At 73.6% G+C, this 17,458-nt stretch carries 15 protein-coding genes and 3 tRNA genes; 9 read left to right on the forward strand and 9 right to left on the reverse strand.

All coding sequences use genetic code 11. The features are described 5' to 3' along the window. Window positions 1-38: 38 nt before the first annotated feature. Entirely contained in the window at window positions 39-4,022 is a 3,984-nt protein-coding gene (gene hrpA, locus ACIO5E_RS08975) for an ATP-dependent RNA helicase HrpA (protein ID WP_400665223.1), read from the reverse strand. Window positions 4,023-4,208: 186 nt separating this feature from the next. Here hrpA and ACIO5E_RS08980 point away from each other — a divergent pair, with 186 nt between their 5' ends. Together ACIO5E_RS08980 and ACIO5E_RS08985 are read left to right on the forward strand one after the other, a co-directional pair. Beyond that, window positions 4,209-4,727 (forward strand): SigE family RNA polymerase sigma factor, encoded by a 519-nt coding sequence (locus ACIO5E_RS08980; RefSeq protein ID WP_400665224.1) that lies wholly within the window; start codon window positions 4,209-4,211, stop codon window positions 4,725-4,727. Next, complete coding sequence (locus ACIO5E_RS08985) at window positions 4,724-5,692, forward strand: hypothetical protein (RefSeq protein ID WP_400665225.1); 969 nt, start codon at window positions 4,724-4,726, stop codon at window positions 5,690-5,692. The genes ACIO5E_RS08980 and ACIO5E_RS08985 overlap by 4 nt, the downstream gene beginning before the upstream one ends. A 43-nt stretch (window positions 5,693-5,735) precedes the next feature. Here ACIO5E_RS08985 and ACIO5E_RS08990 read toward each other — a convergent pair whose 3' ends face one another. Continuing rightward, entirely contained in the window at window positions 5,736-6,716 is a 981-nt protein-coding gene (locus ACIO5E_RS08990; protein WP_400665226.1) for a LysR family transcriptional regulator, read from the reverse strand. Between the two features lie 180 nt (window positions 6,717-6,896). On the opposite strand from ACIO5E_RS08990, the gene ACIO5E_RS08995 reads away from it, so the two are divergent. Then, window positions 6,897-7,817, forward strand: a complete 921-nt coding sequence (locus tag ACIO5E_RS08995; protein WP_400665227.1) for a zinc-binding dehydrogenase — start codon at window positions 6,897-6,899, stop codon at window positions 7,815-7,817. A gap of 47 nt (window positions 7,818-7,864) precedes the next feature. Further along, window positions 7,865-9,001, forward strand: coding sequence for an alpha/beta hydrolase family protein (locus ACIO5E_RS09000; RefSeq protein WP_400665228.1), 1,137 nt, complete (start codon window positions 7,865-7,867; stop codon window positions 8,999-9,001). 316 nt (window positions 9,002-9,317) lie between these two features. Here ACIO5E_RS09000 and ACIO5E_RS09005 read toward each other — a convergent pair whose 3' ends face one another. From ACIO5E_RS09005 to ACIO5E_RS09030, 6 genes are all read right to left on the reverse strand, one after another. Beyond that, window positions 9,318-9,743 (reverse strand): cytotoxic translational repressor of toxin-antitoxin stability system, encoded by a 426-nt coding sequence (locus tag ACIO5E_RS09005; protein ID WP_400665230.1) that lies wholly within the window; start codon window positions 9,741-9,743, stop codon window positions 9,318-9,320. After that, window positions 9,740-10,156 (reverse strand): prevent-host-death protein, encoded by a 417-nt coding sequence (locus tag ACIO5E_RS09010; RefSeq protein WP_400665231.1) that lies wholly within the window; start codon window positions 10,154-10,156, stop codon window positions 9,740-9,742. The genes ACIO5E_RS09005 and ACIO5E_RS09010 overlap by 4 nt, the downstream gene beginning before the upstream one ends. A 173-nt stretch (window positions 10,157-10,329) precedes the next feature. Continuing rightward, window positions 10,330-10,406 (reverse strand) — tRNA-Phe (locus ACIO5E_RS09015). Window positions 10,407-10,433: 27 nt separating this feature from the next. After that, window positions 10,434-10,507: transfer RNA gene (locus ACIO5E_RS09020), tRNA-Asp, on the reverse strand. Between the two features lie 55 nt (window positions 10,508-10,562). Beyond that, window positions 10,563-10,635 (reverse strand) — tRNA-Glu (locus ACIO5E_RS09025). A gap of 115 nt (window positions 10,636-10,750) precedes the next feature. After that, window positions 10,751-11,092 (reverse strand): metallopeptidase family protein, encoded by a 342-nt coding sequence (locus ACIO5E_RS09030; RefSeq protein WP_280674049.1) that lies wholly within the window; start codon window positions 11,090-11,092, stop codon window positions 10,751-10,753. Window positions 11,093-11,162: 70 nt separating this feature from the next. Between ACIO5E_RS09030 and crcB (ACIO5E_RS09035) the strand changes: the two genes are divergently transcribed. The 5 genes from crcB (ACIO5E_RS09035) to ACIO5E_RS09055 all read left to right on the forward strand — a co-directional run bounded on the left by crcB (ACIO5E_RS09035) (window position 11,163) and on the right by ACIO5E_RS09055 (window position 16,863). Then, window positions 11,163-11,660 (forward strand): fluoride efflux transporter CrcB, encoded by a 498-nt coding sequence (gene crcB, locus ACIO5E_RS09035; RefSeq protein ID WP_400665232.1) that lies wholly within the window; start codon window positions 11,163-11,165, stop codon window positions 11,658-11,660. Then, the gene (locus tag ACIO5E_RS09040) at window positions 11,657-12,007 is read left to right on the forward strand and encodes a DUF190 domain-containing protein (protein WP_280674051.1); all 351 of its coding nucleotides are present in this window, start codon (window positions 11,657-11,659) and stop codon (window positions 12,005-12,007) included. Before crcB (ACIO5E_RS09035) ends, ACIO5E_RS09040 begins: the two co-directional genes overlap by 4 nt. Beyond that, window positions 12,004-12,378 (forward strand): fluoride efflux transporter CrcB, encoded by a 375-nt coding sequence (gene crcB / locus ACIO5E_RS09045; RefSeq protein ID WP_400665233.1) that lies wholly within the window; start codon window positions 12,004-12,006, stop codon window positions 12,376-12,378. Before ACIO5E_RS09040 ends, crcB (ACIO5E_RS09045) begins: the two co-directional genes overlap by 4 nt. A gap of 1,122 nt (window positions 12,379-13,500) precedes the next feature. Continuing rightward, on the forward strand, window positions 13,501-15,828 hold the full coding sequence (locus ACIO5E_RS09050; RefSeq protein WP_400665234.1) for a DEAD/DEAH box helicase: 2,328 nt from the start codon (window positions 13,501-13,503) through the stop codon (window positions 15,826-15,828). Window positions 15,829-16,032: 204 nt separating this feature from the next. After that, window positions 16,033-16,863, forward strand: coding sequence for a TIGR02452 family protein (locus tag ACIO5E_RS09055; RefSeq protein ID WP_400665235.1), 831 nt, complete (start codon window positions 16,033-16,035; stop codon window positions 16,861-16,863). 105 nt (window positions 16,864-16,968) lie between these two features. Here ACIO5E_RS09055 and ACIO5E_RS09060 read toward each other — a convergent pair whose 3' ends face one another. Continuing rightward, window positions 16,969-17,304 carry a hypothetical protein gene (locus ACIO5E_RS09060; protein WP_063348325.1) on the reverse strand — a complete coding sequence of 112 codons (336 nt, stop codon included), beginning with the start codon at window positions 17,302-17,304 and terminating at the stop codon, window positions 16,969-16,971. Window positions 17,305-17,458: the final 154 nt, after the last annotated feature.

The following is a 17,458-nucleotide window of genomic DNA, read 5'->3' on the forward strand; positions in this document are numbered from 1 at the left end:
ACTGGCACCTGAGGGCCCCCGAGGAGGCCGCGCCCAGCTCAGAGCGTGGCCCTGGCCGCCTCCATCGCCTTGGTGATCCGCTTCTCCGAGACCGGGCTCGGCGTGCCCAGCGACTGGGCGAAGAAACTGACCCGCAGCTCCTCGATCATCCAGCGGATCGCCCGCACCTCCGCGGACGGCTGCCGCCCGGCCGGCACCGCCGCCAGCAGCTCCCCGTACTCCTGCTGCACCTGCTGGACCTTCAGCAGCTGCTGGGCGTCCCGCTGCGGGTGGTTGGGCAGCGCCTCCAGCCGGCGGTCCACCGCCAGCAGGTAGCGCTTGAGGTCCGGCAGCCGCTGCCAGCCGGTGTCCGTGACGAAGCCCGGGTGCACCAGCGAGGCCAGGTGCAGCCGGATGTCGTTCACCGCGTTCAGCAGCACCGGGCTGCTCACCGACTTCAGCCGGGTCGAGGCCTTGTGGAAGGCGATCAGCGCGGTGGCCGTCTTCAGCGTGGTGTCCGCGGACAGGTCGTACAGGTCCGCCCGCACCTTGTCGTGGAGCTTGCCGAAGGCCGCCTCGTCCCAGGCCGGGCCACCGGCCAGGGTCATCAGCCGGTCCGTCGCACAGGCCACCACGTCCTCGAACAGGGCGTTGACCGAGCCGTGCGGGTTGTACGACAGCGCCAGCTTCGCCTGGTTGCCCAGCCGGCCCTGGATCGACTTGGCCGGGGAGGTGGTGGACAGCATCAGCAGCCGCCGGGTGCCCTCCCACATCGCCTGCGTCTGCGCCTCCGGGGTGTCGAACAGCTTGACGCCGACGGCCTCCCGCTCGTCCACCAGGGCCGGGTAGGCGCGCAGCGAGTGGCCGCGGGAGCGCTGCTCGAAGGTGCGCTGGAGGACGGGCAGGCCGCTCGGCCAGGCGGCCAGCCCGCTCTGCTCGATGCCCTGGCCGGAGGCCGCCGAGGACAGCGTCTCCTTGAGCTTCGGCTTGAGCCGCAGCCGCAGCTCCTCCAGGTCCTTGGACTCGGCGAGCTTCTTCTTGCCGTCCACCACCCGGAAGGTCACCTTGAGGTGGTCCGGCACCCGCTCGTCGTCCCAGGCCTCCGGCGGGACGGTGATCGCCGTCAGCCGCTTGAGGACGTGTTCCAGGGTCGGCAGCAGCGGTTCCTGGCGGTCCTTCACCTGACGCAGCGCGGCCTTGGCGAAGTCCGGGGCCGGGACGAAGTTGCGCCGGACCGCCTTGGGCAGCGACTTGATGTAGGCGGTGACCAGCTCCTCGCGCAGGCCCGGGATCTGCCAGTCGAAGCCCTCCGCGGTGACCTGGTTGAGCACCGGCAGCGGGATGTGGACGGTGACGCCGTCCGCGTCGCTGCCCGGTTCGAACTGGTAGGTCAGCCGGAAGCGGAGCTTGCCCTGCTGCCAGTGGTCCGGGTAGTCCGCCTCGGTGACGCCGTCCGCCGAGTCGTTGATCAGCATCGACTTCTCGAAGTTGAGCAGGTCCGGCTGCTCGTGCCGGGCCTTCTTCCACCAGGAGTCGAAGTGCCTGGTGGAGACGATCTCCTCCGGCAGCCGGCTGTCGTAGAAGTCGAACAGGGTCTGGTCGTCGACCAGGATGTCCCGGCGGCGGGCCCGGTTCTCCAGCTCCTCGACCTCGCCGAGCAGCTTGCGGTTCTCGGCGAAGAACCGGTGGTGGGTCTCCCAGTCGCCCTCGACCAGCGCGTTGCGGATGAACAGCTCGCGGCAGAGCTCCGGGTCGATCCGGCCGTAGTTGACCTTGCGCTGGGCGACGATCGGCATCCCGTAGAGGGTCACCCGCTCGTACGCCAGGACGGCGCCGGCCTTCTTCTCCCAGTGCGGCTCGCTGTAGCCGCGCTTGATCAGGTGGCCGGCCAGCGGCTCCACCCACTCCGGCTCGATCTTCGCGTTGATCCGCGCCCACAGCCGGGACGTCTCGACCAGCTCGGCCGACATCACCCAGCGCGGCGGCTTCTTGAACAGGCCGGAGCCCGGGAAGACCGCGAACCGGGCCCCGCGCGCGCCGCCGTACTCGCGCTTCTCCACGTCGAACAGGCCGATGTGGGAGAGCAGGCCGGCCAGCAGCGACTGGTGGATCCGGTCGGCGTCCGGCTCGGCGTCCTCGCGCGGCTCCTCGATGGTGACGCCCAACTGCTTGGCGACCGTGCGCAGCTGGGTGTAGACGTCCTGCCACTCCCGTATCCGCAGGTAGTTCAGGAACTCGGCCTTGCACATCCGGCGGAAGGCCGAGGAGGAGAGCTCCTTCTGCTGCTCCCGGACGTAGCGCCACATCGCCAGGTAGGCGAGGAAGTCGGAGCTCTCCGAGGTGAACCGGCGGTGCCGCTCGTCGGCGGCCTGGCGCTTCTCGGCGGGGCGCTCGCGCGGGTCCTGGATGGAGAGCGCGGCGGCGATCACCATCACGTCGCGCACGCAGCCGTTCTTGTCGGCCTCCAGCACCATCCGGGCCATCCGCGGGTCCACCGGGAGCTGGGCCAGTTGGCGGCCGAGCGGGGTGAGGCGCTTGCGCGGGTCCTTCTCCTCCGGGTTCAGCGCACCCAGCTCGTGCAGCAGGTGCACGCCGTCCTTGATGTTGCGCGAGTCCGGCGGGTCCAGGAACGGGAAGGCGGCGATGTCGCCGAGGCCGGCCGCCGTCATCTGCAGGATCACCGAGGCCAGGTTGGTGCGCAGGATCTCGGCGTCGGTGAACTCGGGGCGGGAGAGGAAGTCCTCCTCCGAGTACAGCCGGATGCAGATGCCGTCCGAGGTGCGGCCGCAGCGGCCCTTGCGCTGGTTGGCGCTGGCCTGGCTGATCGCCTCGATCGGCAGCCGCTGCACCTTGGTGCGGTGGCTGTAGCGGGAGATCCGGGCGGTGCCCGGGTCGATCACGTACTTGATGCCGGGGACGGTGAGGCTGGTCTCGGCGACGTTGGTGGCGAGGACGATCCGGCGGCTGCCGGAGCGCTGGAACACCCGGTGCTGCTCGGCCGAGCTCAGCCGGGCGTACAGCGGCAGGACCTCGGTGGACTTCAGCTTCAGCCGGTCCAGGGCGTCGGCGGTGTCGCGGATCTCGCGCTCGCCGGAGAGGAAGACCAGGATGTCGCCCGGGCCCTCGGCCTGCAGCTCCTTGGCCGCGTCGCAGATCGCCTGGATCTGGTCCCGGTCGCGGTCGACGTCCGTCGCCTCGTCGGCGTCGTCCTCGTCCAGGACCGGGCGGTACCGGACCTCCACCGGGTAGGTGCGGCCGGAGACCTCGATGATCGGGGCGTCGCCGAAGTGCCGGGAGAAGCGCTCCGGGTCGATGGTCGCGGAGGTGATCACGACCTTGAGGTCGGGGCGGCGGGGCAGCAGCTGTTTGACGTAGCCGAGGATGAAGTCGATGTTCAGACTGCGCTCGTGCGCCTCGTCGATGATCAGGGTGTCGTACTGGCGCAGCTCGCGGTCGGTCTGGATCTCCGCGAGCAGGATGCCGTCCGTCATCAGCTTGACCAGGGTGTCCTGGCCGACCTGGTCGGTGAACCGGACCTTCCAGCCGACGGCCTCGCCCAGCGGGCTGTTCAGCTCCTCCGCGACCCGCTCGGCGACCGTGCGGGCGGCGATCCGGCGCGGCTGGGTGTGGCCGACCAGGCCGCGCACGCCGCGGCCCAGCTCCAGACAGATCTTCGGGATCTGGGTGGTCTTGCCGGAGCCGGTCTCGCCCGCGACGATCACCACCTGGTGGTCCCGGATGGCCGCCAGGATCTCGTCCTTCTTCTGGCTGACCGGCAGCTCGGCGGGATAGGTGATGGTCGGGACGGCGCCGCGGCGCTGCTCGACCAGCAGCTCGGCGCGGTCGATGTCGGCCGCGATCTCGGCGGCGACCTTCTGCCGGGCCTCGGGCTTGCGGACCCGACGGGCCCCCTCCAGCCGGCGCCCGATCCGCACCTGGTCGCGCAGGGTCAGCTCGGGCAGGCGGGCGGCCAGCTCACCGATGCCGGGACCCTCGGCGGGTGCGGGGGCGGACTGGACTGCGGGAGAACTCACTGCGGGCATCCCTCTAGGTTCGCAAGGAGGTGCGGCGGTGCGCACCTCGGTTTTCGAGCTCCTCCAGTGTCACAGTCGCCGACGGCCGAGCGCGAACGGCGGGTCGGGTCGGGGTGGGAACGGTTCCCGTCGGCCCGGCGGAGCCGGGCAACGGTTCGGGGCCGTTCCGGGCTCTGGGGGGATGAGGAGGTGCTCATGGGAGCCCAGAAGGCCGCGCGGGACGAGGAGTTCCGCGCGTTCACCGGCAGCGCGTGGACGCGGCTGCTCAGGACGGCGTACCTGCTCGCGGGGGACCGGCACAGCGCCGAGGACCTGGTCCAGCAGGCCCTGGAGCGGGCGTACGTCGCCTGGGGCCGGGTCCGGGCGGCCGACGACCCGCACGCCTACGTGCGCCGGATCCTGATCAACGAGCACGCCCGGCGGTTCCGTCGCAGGGCGTCCGAGGAACTGGTCACCGCCGTCCCCGACCGGGCCGCGCCGGCCGGGCCCGACCCGGACGACCGGGCCGCGCTGCTCGCCGCCCTCGGCACGCTGCCGCCCCGGCAGCGGCAGGCCGTCGTGCTGCGGTACTGGGAGGACCTCACCGAGACCCAGACCGCCTCGGCGATGGGCTGTTCGGTCGGGACGGTGAAGAGCCAGGCGGCCAGGGGGCTGGCCAAGCTGCGGGCGGCCTCCTCACTCAGCGGGCTGACGAGCATCGGAGGCGGAAGATGAGCAACGAGGACATGGTCGGGGCCGGGTACGAGGGCGGGGTCGGGGTCGAGGGCGGGGCCGGTTACGAGGGCGGGGTCGAGGCCGCGGCGGCACGCGGGCTGGGCGAACTGGCCGGGAGCGTCGAGGGCGGGGCGATCCCGTACGACCGGCTGGTCGCCGGGGGACGGCGGCGGCTGCGGCGTCGGCGGTTGCTGACCAGCGGAGCGGTCGCGGTGCTGGTCGCGGCGGTCGTCGGCGGGGGGACGGCGCTCGGTGGGCTCGAGCGCGGGCTCGGGCGCGGCGCGGGAGCGGTGGAGGTGGCGGCGGCTTCGTCGGTCACGGCGGCGGCCCCGGCTTCCGCGCCGGTCGCGGCCGCCCCGACCGTCGCCGTGCGGGATCCGTTCACACCGATCCGGACCATGGTCGGCCACGGAACCGCGGCGGGCAGGCAGTGGCAGGCGTGGACGGCCCTGTGGCCGGCGACCGCCACCAAGGAGGACGCCTTCCGGCAGGCCCAGCTGATCTGGGAGGACCGGCACACCGCGATCCCGCAGCTGCCGAAGACCACTCAGACGGACATCGACCGCGGCTGGCACCCCGACCTCGACCTGGTGAACCTCTACCTCACCGTGGACGGCAAGCGCCAGGTGGACGACACGGTGCACGACACGCCCGCTCCGGGGACACCGGGCGCGGACTCGACCACCGGCAGCATCTCGCCCTCGGGGTCGATGCTCGGGTTCAAGGGCGGCGAGATGGGCACCGCGCCGGTCGTGATCGCCGCCGCCCGGCCCGACGTCGCGAAGATCGTGGTCACCTGGGACAACGGCGGTTCCACCGAGGCGGTGCCGGTCACCGTCGGGGACTCCCCGACGCGTTGGTACGCCATCGCCAAGAAGCCGGGTGCCCAAGCGGACACCTACACGTACTACGGGGCGGACGGAGCAGTGCTGAGCTCCGAGGTGAGCTGGTTCCGCTCCTCCTGAGCCGCCGCCTCGGCCACGGCCTCTCACGGGCTGAGCAGACGGCTCACGGGTTGAGCGCGGCCTGGTCGGCGTCCGGCAGCCAGTCGCGGGCCGGGTCGTACTCCAGCCACCGGCTGCTGCGGGCCTCCGCGGCGAACGCCCGCAGCAGCGGTTCCAGCCAGGGGTGGGGATCGGCGGCGCCCCCGTCCTCGCGCCACAGCAGGGACCACGCGTAGAGCGGCGTCGGGTCGGCCAGCGGCACCGTCCGCACCCCCGGGCGGCCCGGGCCGGAATGGACCTCCGGCAGCGGGCAGTCGGCGGGTACGAGCGAGAAGCAGGACGGATCGGTGCGGACCTGCTCGACGAAGTGCTCCAGTCCCAGGTTGGTCGAACCGACCCGCTCGGTGACCTCGAACCGGGCCGCGAAGCGGGTCAGGAAGTCCAGCCGGTCCACGGCCGCCGGGTAGCGCAGCACACTGCTCCGCAGCTCCGCCGGACTCAGCACGTCCCGGTCGGCCAGCGGGTGGTCGGTGCTCAGCAGTGCGTCCACCGGCTCCAGCCGCACCAGCCGGTGCCTCAACCCGGCGTCACCGCGGTCCGGCAGCGCGTGCACCCGGCCGAACCCGGCATCCGACTCCCCGCGCCGCAGCGCCGCCGCGACCGACGGCAGGTCCCGGCCCGGCACCGGCTCCACCTCCAGGCCCGGCGCCCCGCCGACCGCCTGCGCGACCGTCCGCATCGGCGCGTACAGATGCCCCCAGACGTCGATCCGCAGCGGCCGCTCGGCACACCCCACCGCCGCCACCGCCCGGTCCCCCTGCTCCAGCACCCGCCGAGCCGGCCCCAGGAACCGCCGCCCCGCCCCGGTCAGCCCCACCCCCCGCGCGTCCCGCTCCAGCAGCCGTACCCCGAGCGCCCCCTCCAACCGGGACACCCGCTTCGACACCGCCTGTTGGGTGATCCCCAACCGCCCCGCCGCCCGGCCGAAGTGCAACTCCTCCGCGGCCGCCACGAACGCCCGCACCTGCGCGAGATCAAGATCCATGGCCGCCCACCCTAGGGCCTGTCCTCAAGCCCCCGCCTGCGTGGCGGCGGGTCTCGGCTCCACAACCGATGGTTGTCGTTGCCGCGCCGGGGTTGTTGGACCGGGGGCGGGACCGCGCGGTGGGGTGGGGGTGTGCCGGGGCCGGAGGGGCCGGGGCGGTGTCGAGGGAGGCTGAGCGGGATGAGGGCGCTGGTGGGGACGGGGTCGGCGGCTGCGCCGGTCGGGTTCGCCGAGGTCGGGCAGCCGCGGCCGGGGCCGGGGGAGGCCCTGGTGAAGGTCGAGGCGTTCTCGGTGAACCGGGGTGAGACCTTCCAGCTGGAGGCACCCCGCCCCGGCTGGCGGCCGGGCAAGGACGTCGCCGGGCTGGTCGTCCAGGCCGCCGCCGACGGCTCGGGGCCGGCCGTCTGCCGGCGGGTGGTCGGCCACCCGCCGGCCGGGGGCTGGGCCGAGTACGTGGCCGTGCCGACCTCCTCGCTCGCCGAACTGCCCGACACCCTGGACGCCGTCCGCGCCGCCGCCCTCCCGCTCGCGGGCCTCACCGCGCTGCGCCTGCTCCGTACCGCGGGCGCGCTGGCCGGGCGCCGGGTGCTGCTGACCGGGGCCTCCGGCGGCGTCGGGCACTACGTCACCGAACTGGCCGCCGCCGGCGGCGCCGAGCTGACCGCGGTCACCGCCTCGCCGGAGCGCGGCCGCCGGCTGGCCGAGCTGGGCGCGGCCGAGGTGGTCCACGAAATCGGCGCGGCGCGCGGCCCGTACGACCTGGTGCTGGAGTCCACCGGCGGCGCCGCCCTGCCGCTGGCGCTCGCCAGGCTGGCCCGGCGCGGCACCCTGATCTGGTTCGGCCAGGCCTCCCGGACGCCCGTCACCCTCGACTTCTTCGACTTCTTCGCCGGCCCGGAGTCCGCCACCCTGCGGCACTTCCACTACGCCGACTCCGACGTGCCGGACGGCGAGGACCTGGCCACCCTGGTGCGCCTGGCGGGGGAGGGCAGGCTCACCCCGGAACTCGGCCGGGTCGCGCCCTGGAGCGAGACCGCCGCCGTCCTCACCGACCTGCGCGAGCGCCGGATCCGCGGCAAGGCCGTGCTGACCGTCGCCTGACCGAGTCGGGCCGGACAGGCCCTGAGGACCGAAGAAGGGAACCCCCGATGTCCGACACCCCCGACCTGAGCTTCCTCGACGCCCCCGGCCTCCTGGCCGCCTTCGTCGAGGAGAACCGCCCGCGTGCCCACGGCGCCGGCCTCGACCCGTACGAGTACACCCGGGTGACCGCCCCGCTGACCTCCCTGCGCGACTGGCCGGCCGCCTGCCGCGCCGCCGGCCACCGCTACACCGAGGCCGCCGACCGCGCCGCGGCCGGGGGCCGTACCGTCACGGCCGGCAGCAGCCACCGGGCGGCCGCCCGCTGGTTCCACGCCGCCGGGCTGCTCCCGCACCCCGACCGGGCCGCCGCCGCCCGCACCGCCGCCGAGGCTGACGGGGCGATGCGACGTGCGCTGGCCCTCCTCGACCCGGACGCGGAACGCGTCGAGGGCGAGGGCTTCGCGGGCTGGCTGCGCCGCCCGGCGGCGGCCACCGGGGGCCGCTCACCGGTGGTGGTGGTCGTGCCGGGGATGGACTCCGGCAAGGAGGAGTTCCACGCGGTCGCCGAGGCACTGCTGGCCCGCGACCTCGCCGTCCTCGCGATCGACGGCCCCGGGCAGGGCGTGCTGGCCACCACCAGCACGCCGGAACCGGACTACCACCGCGTCGTCGGCCGCGCCCTCGACGCCCTGGGCGCCCTGGGCGCCGGGAGTCGCCTGGACCTGGCCCGGACGGCGGTGATCGGCCTCAGCCTGGGCGGCTACTACGCCGCCACGGCCGCCGCCCACGAGCCCCGCATCCGGGCCGCCGCCCTGGTCAGCGGCCCGTACCGGCTGGACTGGGACGCCCTCGTCCCGTTCGTCACCGCGACCCTCGCCCAGCGCTGTGGCGGCCTCGACGCCGCCCGCGCCTTCGTCCGCCGGGTGGATCTGACCGCCCTCGCCCCCGCGATCACCACCCCGCTCCTCGTGGTCGAGGGCGGCGAGGACCGCATCCCCGGCGTCACCGCCGCCACCGCCCTGGTCGAGCAGGCCCCCGACGCCGAACTCCTGCTCGTCCCGCACGGCAACCACCTGCTGGGCACGGCCCTCCCCGACTGGCTCCCCGCCACCGCCGACTGGCTCACCACCCGCCTCACCGGCCACGGAACGCCCGGCCACGGAGCGGTGGGTGACGGATCGGTTGGCAGCTGCGTGAGGTGACGCCGGAACGGCGAAAGCCCCCGCAGCGAAATCGCTGCGGGGGCTTCCCGATGGTGGCCAGGGCCGGGGTCGAACCGGCGACCTTCCGCTTTTCAGGCCGATCCCGAGGCGCGGTATGCGTCGGTTCGGGTGATTCCGTCGTCCGTGGCCTTGAGTTCCGGCAGCGGCTGGCCGGGCTTCGCGACCGCTACCGGCACCTGCCCGGCCTGCTGCGCCGGCTCGAAGACCGGGCCCTGCGGGGCTGACGCCCGTTCTTCCCGATTGCGGGGCGCGCGGAGAGACACCAGCGGCTCAGGCGGCCATCCAGCAACTGGCGTCAGTGGCCCTCGGTCCAGAACTGCTGGAGTCGCGCGATCGCCTGGTCCTTGTTCAGCGCGGCGACCTGATCCTCGGTGAGTCCGACGCGGTTGATCAGCATGTGAACCAGATCCACGGGAAGCGCCTCGCGTGGTGGCGCGGGCGCGCCTCGATCGGGGAGTGTGCCGTCCAGGACGCACGGCCAGAAGGCACCCTCCGTCACGTCCAACTGGTCGCGGAGGATGTGCGCCCACATGCTCGCGCCGTACACGGTGCGATCGACCGGATGCGACACTCGCGTACGCAGGATCCGACCATCGGGGAGCCCGAACTCATAGGTGATGTGGTGGGTGCCGGTGCGGCCACGCGCGTCACGTACGCGATCCCAGCCTTCAACCTTGCAGAACTGCTCGTGTCGCTCGCGCGTCGGCTGGGGCCAGGTCACTTCGCGACTCCGAGCAGCCAATCACGGAGCTGCGCGTCGTCGCTCAGACCGATCAGCTGGACCAGCCCCCAGTTGTCGCGGTGGTTCGGAGCGCTCATGAGTCGGTCCTGCCAGTCCTCCGCATACTCGCGGAGCGCGTCGACCATCTCGTCGATGGCCTCATCGAACGTGCCGCCATCCGCGGCGACCGGGAGGCCGGGGAAGAACACCGACCAACCACCGCCCTCGGCGACGACCTGGGCCTTCGACGGGCACAGCAGCGTGAGGGCGTGGCGCAGCCGCCCTGCGTCGACTACCGCGGCATAGCCGGTGTCTCGGCGAACGGTCGCAACCCGGCCCTGCCCGGCTGCGTCCAGTAGATCCTTCAGGTGTGCTCGGGCTTCGGTGTAGCTCTCGTAGTGGACTGCTGTCATGGGGAGCCTCCTCGTCCGACAACCAGGGTCGCGCCCGCCACCGAGTACGTCAAGTACGTCACGTACGCCACGTACTCGCTATCGAGGGGGAGGACGGTGACCGTCCGCTGTCCCGTTGGCGTCAAACGACACGAAGAAGCCCCCGCAGCGAAATCGCTGCGGGGGCTTCCCGGTGGTGGCCAGGGCCGGGGTCGAACCGGCGACCTTCCGCTTTTCAGGCGGACGCTCGTACCAACTGAGCTACCTGGCCGTACTGCACCGTCTCTTGCGAGACGAGCGATCCCGACGGGACTTGAACCCGCGACCTCCACCTTGACAGGGTGGCGAGCTAACCAACTGCTCCACGGGACCTTGTAGTGGTTGCCCACTAAGGTCTTGCGGCACTGCTTTTTACTACGGTACTGCGTGCCCCCAACGGGATTCGAACCCGTGCTACCGCCTTGAAAGGGCGGCGTCCTGGGCCACTAGACGATGAGGGCTTGCGGCCTGTCCCGCTGTTTCCAGCGTTCGGGGACGTCGAGAAGCATATGGGATGCCGGGCGGATCGCCAAAACGGGTTTCGGCCGGGTGGGTGGGGGCGGCCCGGGCAGGGGGTCAGGACCAGCCGAGTTCGTCGAGTTCGTGGTCGTCGAAGCCGAAGTGGTGGGCGACCTCGTGGATGACCGTGGTGCGGACCTCCTCGACGACCTGGTCGTGGGTCTCGCAGTGCCGGAGGGTGGGGCCGCGGTAGATGAGGATCCGGTCGGGCAGGACGCCCGCGTACCACTCGCCGCGTTCGGTGAGCGGGGTGCCCTCGTAGAGGCCGAGGAGTTCCGGGTCGGCGGGGTCGGGTTCGTCCTCGACGAAGACGGCGACGTTGTCCATCATGGCCGCGAGCTGCGGGGGAATCTGGTCGAGGGCGTCACTGACCAGCGTCTCGAACTCTTCCCGGGTCATCTCCACCGGATCATTGTCGGGTCTGGAGTGACGGTGTGCCAGGTGGCGGGAGCCGGTGTTTGATGGGGCTATGGCGACTTCGGACGGCACGGTGGACGGGCCGGCGCGGACCCGGCCGGTGGGCGGCGAAGCGGTGGCCCGCAGGCGGCCGCCGGTGTGGCGGGGGCAGGGGCCGACCGTGGCGGTGGTCGCGGTCGGCGGGGCGATCGGGGCGGTGGCGAGGTACGGGGCCGGGCTGGCCTGGGCGAACGGGCCGACGGCGTTCCCGTGGACGACGCTGCTGATCAACGTGGTCGGTTGTGCGGTGATCGGGGTCTTCCTGGTGGTGATCACCGAGGGGCGTCCGGCGCATCCGCTGCTGCGGCCGTTCTTCGGCACCGGGGTGCTGGGCGGCTTCACCACCTTCTCGACGTACGCGGTGGACATCCGGCGGCTGGTGGAGGCGGGGCGGCCCGGGATCGGGCTGGCGTACCTGGGCCTGACGCTGCTGGGCGCGCTCGGCGCGGTGTGGGCGGCGGCCGTCCTGACGCGGCGTCTGATCGGCCGCGGCGCCGGGGGTGTGCGGTGAGCCGGCTGAGCGGGCCGGCGCTGCGGCTGACCGTGCTGGTGGGGGAGAACGACCGCTGGCACCACAAGCCGCTGTACAGCGAGATCGTGCACCGGGCGCGGGCGGCGGGGCTGGCCGGGGCGAGCGTGTTCCGGGGGATCGAGGGGTTCGGGGCGTCGTCGCTGGTGCACACGGCACGGCTGCTGTCGCTGAGCGAGGACCTGCCGGTGGCGGTGGTGATCGTGGACGAGGAGGAGCGGGTGCGGGCGTTCCTGCCGCAGCTGGACGGGCTGGTGGCGGAGGGGCTGGTGCTGCTGGACCGCTGCGAGGTGGTCAGGTACGTGGGGCGGGAAGGGGCTTCGGGGTGAACTGGCTGTTGGTGGTGGCGGGCGCGGTGGTCGGGGCGCCGCTGCGGTACCTGACCGACCGGGCGGTGCAGGCCCGGCACGACTCGGTGTTCCCCTGGGGGACGTTCACGGTGAACGTGGTCGGCAGCCTGGTGCTCGGCCTGGTGACCGGGGCGGTGGTGGCGGGTGCCGCGTCCGCGCAGGTCCAGGTGCTGCTGGGGACGGGGCTGTGCGGGGCGCTGACCACGTACTCGACGTTCTCGTACGAGACACTGCGGCTGGTCGAGACCGGGTCCGGGCGGTACGCGCTGGCGAACGTGGTGGGCGGCGTGGTGGCGGGGCTGGCCGCGGTGTACGCGGGGGCGGGGCTGGCCTCGGCGCTCTGGGGCTGAGCCGGTCCGCCCGGGGTGCCAGGTCCGCCCGGTCCGCCCGGGGCGTCGGCGGGGGCGTCGACGGGCGTCGTGCGCGCGGGCACGGCCGGGGCCCCGGGTGCTTCCTGGCGCGCTGCCCGTGTCCCGTCGGGGCGGGCGCGCGTTGGGCACCGAAAAGCGGCCGCGCGAGCAGTGGGCGGCCCGGGCGGGGCGGTGGAGAGGAAGCTCGGTGGCTTCGGTGCGTACGGCTTCGGTGCGGGTGGTGGGACTTCGTACGGTTCGTCCGGCGGGGCCGCGGGCGGCGGGACTTCGGGCGGCGGCGGTGCTGGCGGTGGCCGGGCTGGGGCTGACGGGGTGCATGTCGGTCGGTCCGGGGGCGGAGGAGGAGCGCGGCGTGGCGCCGGTCGGGCAGGTCGGTCCGGCGGGCAGGCCGGGGGTGACGGCCGGTCCGTCGGCCTCGCCGACCGGCGGGCACTCGGGGGGTGCGTCCGGGCGCCCGGAGCGTCCGGGGGGCGTGCAGGGTGAGAACGCGCCGAGTGGGGCGACGGCCACGGTGGCGGGCGAGGTGGCGCCCGGCGTGAACGGCGCGGCTGCCGGCGTGGTCCCGGTGCCGGGGGCGCCCGCCGTCGACGCCGCGCCGGGTGCCACCGGCGTGAACGGTTCGGCAGGCGGCGTGAGCGCCAGCCCCGCGCCCCGGCCGGGCCCCGGTGCGTCGGCCGGTACCGGCGGTCAGGCGGGCACCGGAGGCACCGGGGGCGCGGGCGGCACCGGCGACGGCCGCTCCGCCGGCGGAGCGGCGGGCACGCCGTCGGCCTCGCCGAGCAGCCACCCGTCGGCCTCCCCCGAGCCCGGGCACACCTCACCCGCCGCGACCGTCCCGCCGACCCCGGAGCCCTCGGCCGGTAGCTCCGGTTCCTCGGCCCCGAGCCCGCGGGCGGGTGGGCATTAGGGGGCTGGCCAGGGCATTTGCCTCTGATCCCGGGGGTCCTCTATGGTGGTAGATCGTTCGTTTGATTCATTTGACTGGCGCCCTATTCCCATCTGGCGCCCTTGGCGCGTTCCGGCGATCCGTGGCTGACCGCATAGAGGCGGTTGTGAAACAGAACCCGGACTTTGGCGCGTGCCACTTCCGGAAGGTTTTGCATGTCTCTCGTTGACGACGCCCGCTTCGCCATGCCCGCGAGCGAGTCCGCCGCCGATGTCACCACCGAATCCACCCCCGACGCCGTCGAGGTCGAGCCGACCGACGCCGTCACCGAGACCGTCGAGGACGTCGACACCGACGTCGAGCTCGACGAGGTCGACGCCGAGGCCGAGGCCGAGGACGCCGAGCCCACCATCACCTTCGGCGACCTGGGCCTGCACGACGACGTCGTGCGCGCGCTCGCCAAGCGCGGCGTCACCACCCCGTTCCCGATCCAGGCCGCGACCATCCCGGACGCACTGGCCGGCAAGGACGTCCTGGGCCGCGGCCGTACCGGCTCCGGCAAGACCCTCAGCTTCGGCCTGCCGCTGCTGACGCGCCTCGCCGACGGCGAGCGCACCAAGCCCAAGCACCCGCGCGGCCTGATCCTCGTCCCGACCCGCGAGCTGGCCATGCAGGTGGCCGACGCCCTGGAGCCGTTCGGCTCGGTGCTCGGCCTCAAGCTGAAGGTCGTCTGCGGTGGCACCTCGATGTCGAACCAGATCTACGCGCTGGAGCGCGGCGTCGACATCCTCGTCGCCACCCCCGGCCGTCTGCGCGACCTGCTGAACCGCGGCAGCGCCAAGCTCGCCGACGTCAAGACCGTCGTGCTCGACGAGGCCGACCAGATGGCCGACATGGGCTTCCTGCCCGAGGTCACCGAGATCCTCGACCAGGTGCCGGCCGGCGGCCAGCGCCTGCTGTTCTCCGCCACCCTGGAGAACGAGATCGACACCCTGGTCAAGCGCTACCTGAAGAACCCGGTCACCCACGAGGTCGACCCGTCGGCCGGCGCGGTCACCACCATGACCCACCACATCCTCGTGGTGAAGCCCAAGGACAAGGCGCCGATCACCAACGCGATCGCCGCCCGCAAGGGCCGCACGATCATCTTCGTCCGCACCCAGATGGGCGCCGACCGCGTCGCCGAGCAGCTCATCGAGGCCGGCGTGAAGGCCGACGCGCTGCACGGCGGCATGACCCAGGGCGCCCGTACCCGGGTCCTCGGTGACTTCAAGGACGGCTACGTCAACGTCGTCGTCGCCACCGACGTCGCCGCCCGCGGCATCCACGTCGACGGCATCGACCTGGTCCTCAACGTGGACCCGGCCGGTGACCACAAGGACTACCTGCACCGCTCCGGCCGCACCGCGCGGGCCGGCCGCTCCGGCGCCGTCGTCACCCTGGTGCTGCCGCACCAGCGCCGTGGCGTCTTCCGCCTGATGGAGGACGCGGGCGTCGACGCCTCGCGCCACATCCTCGACCACGCCTTCGACGCCGAGGTCGCCAAGATCACCGGCGCCCGGTCGCTCACCGAGGTGCAGGCCGAGAGCGCCGCCAACATCGCCGGTGCCGCCGAGCGTGAGCTCGCCGACATGACCCGCCAGCTGGAGCGCGCGCAGCGCCGCGCCACCGAGCTGCGCGACGAGGCCGACCGCCTCGCCGCCCGGGCCGCGCGCGAGCGGGCCGAGCTGGGCATCGAGGACGAGGCCCCGGCCGCCGAGGCGGGCGACGAGGCCGCTGCGCAGGCTCCGGCCACCGAGGCGACGGCTCCGGCCGCCGCGCCGCAGGCCGAGGAGCGCACGCCGTCGTACCGCGAGGCGCGCACCGAGCGCCCGGCGTTCGGCCGGGACCGCGACCGGGACCGGGACGACCGTCGCTCCGGTGGTGGCTTCAACCGTGACCGTGACGACCGTCGTTCGGGTGGTTTCGACCGGGACCGTGACGACCGCCGTTCCGGTGGTGGCTTCAACCGTGACCGTGACGACCGTCGTTCGGGTGGTTTCGACCGGGACCGTGACGACCGCCGTTCCGGTGGTGGCTTCAACCGTGACCGTGACGACCGTCGCTCCGGTGGTGGCTTCAACCGCGACCGCGACGACCGTGGCGCCCGCTCGGGCGGTTTCGACCGTGACCGTGGCGGCTTCAACCGTGACCGGGACGACCGTGGCGGCCGTTCCTTCGGTGACCGTCCGGCCCGTTCCGGTGGCTTCGACCGTGACCGCGGTGGCTTCAACCGTGACGACCGTGGCGGCCGTTCCTTCGGTGACCGTCCGGCTCGTTCCTTCGGTGACCGCCCGTCCTTCGGCCGGGACCGCGACGAGCGCGGCGGCAGCAACAGCCGTCCGTTCGCGCGTCGTGACGACCACCGCTCCGGTGGCCGTCCGCAGGCCTCCGGTGGTGGCTTCAACCGCGATCGTGACGACCGTGGCGCCCGCTCGGGCGGTTTCGACCGTGACCGTGGCGGCTTCAACCGCGACGACCGCAAGCCGCGCTGGAAGAACTGACGCCGTACGGCCGGTGGGTGACCACCGGTAGCCGAGCACGGACGACGTAGCCGAGCACACACGAAGGGCCCGCTCCATGGACTGGAGCGGGCCCTTCGCGTTCCCCCGATACCCCCCGGTATCCCTCGTGTCCCCCGAGGTGTTGTTCTGTGGTTGAGAATAACCTGTGGCGCGCCACTGCGGAAGTCCCGTAGCGTCCCGGACATGAGCAGCAGACTGCATGACGTGGCGCGGGTGAACGAGGAGATCGCCGAGCGGGGGAGCTACCGGGCATCCGGCGGCGAACTCGTGCCGGCGGGGGAGCAGTTGGCGGCCGCCAGGGCCGGTACGGTGTCGTACACGCCGGAGGCGCTGGACGCGCTGCTGCGGGCCGGGGGCCCGGGGCCCGGGCCACGCGGGCCGGTGGAGGTGACGGCCGAGGGGAGCATCGAGGCCGCCCGGCGCCTGGTCGAGGACGGGGCCGGCCCGGTCGGGGTGCTCAACTTCGCCTCCGCGCGCAACCCCGGCGGCGGCTACCTGCGCGGGGCCCGCGCGCAGGAGGAGGACCTGTGCCGCAGCGCGCTGCTGTACACCTGCCTGCTGGAGGCGCCGGACTACTACGAGGCGCATCGCGCCTCCACCGACCTCCGGTACAGCCACCGGGTGATCGTCTCCCCCGACGTGCCGGTGGTCCGCGGCCGGGGCGGTGACCTGTTGGCGCTGCCGTACCCGGTCACTTTCCTGACCTCGCCCGCGCCCAACGCCGGTCAGCTGGAACGGCGTTCGGCCGACGTGGACGTCCGGGGCGTGCTCGCCGAGCGGGCCGTCCGGGTGCTCGCGGCGGCGGCCCGGCACGAGGTGCGCGCGCTGGTGCTCGGGGCCTGGGGCTGCGGGGTGTTCCGCAACGACCCGGGCCAGGTCGCCGAGGCCTTCGAGGGCGCGCTGGCCCGGTACGGGGCGGCCTTCGAGCGGGTGGTGTTCGCGGTGTGGGACCGCTCACCGGTCTCGGCGAACCGGGCCGCGTTCGAGGCGCGGTTCGGCGCGGCGGTGCGGTGAGGTCGGCTCGGGCCGGTGGGTGAGACCGGCGAGGCGTGCTCGGGCCGGTGGGTGAGGCCGCGGCGGGCGAGGCCGGCGAGCGGTCCGTCGTAGGGCCTGCGCCGGTTACCGCTTGCGGGCGGCCAGCGCCGTCGCGGCCGTCGAGGCCGCCGCGACCACACCGGTGACGGCGAAGACCGACGGCCAGGCGCCGATCTTCTTCGCCAGCGGGTGCGAGCCGCCGAACGCCGCCACGTACAGGCCGGTCAGCGCCGCCGCGGTGGCCGCGCCCGAGCTGCGGTGCCACTGCGCGGCCGCCCCGGCACCGGCCACCGCCAGCACCGCGCCGCCCAGTTCGCGCCGGCCGCTCCAGCGCGCGACGCCGTAACCGCCGACCAGACCGCTCGCCGCGGTCAGCGCGGCGGGCGCGGCGGCCGAGAGCACGTTCGGGACCTTCGCCATCGTCGACTCCACTCGTAGAGGTTGTCTCGCGATTTCCTGTTCCGGTCTCCGACCCTAACCCGGCCGTCCGGCGCGGCCGCCCGGGCCTCCACCGCCGGCAGGCAGGCCCCTACCGGAACGCCTGCTCCGCGCTCTGCGCCGGCGCCGTCCGGGG

It is taken from the genome of Kitasatospora sp. NPDC087314 (assembly GCF_044744365.1).
Taxonomy (GTDB): domain Bacteria; phylum Actinomycetota; class Actinomycetes; order Streptomycetales; family Streptomycetaceae; genus Kitasatospora.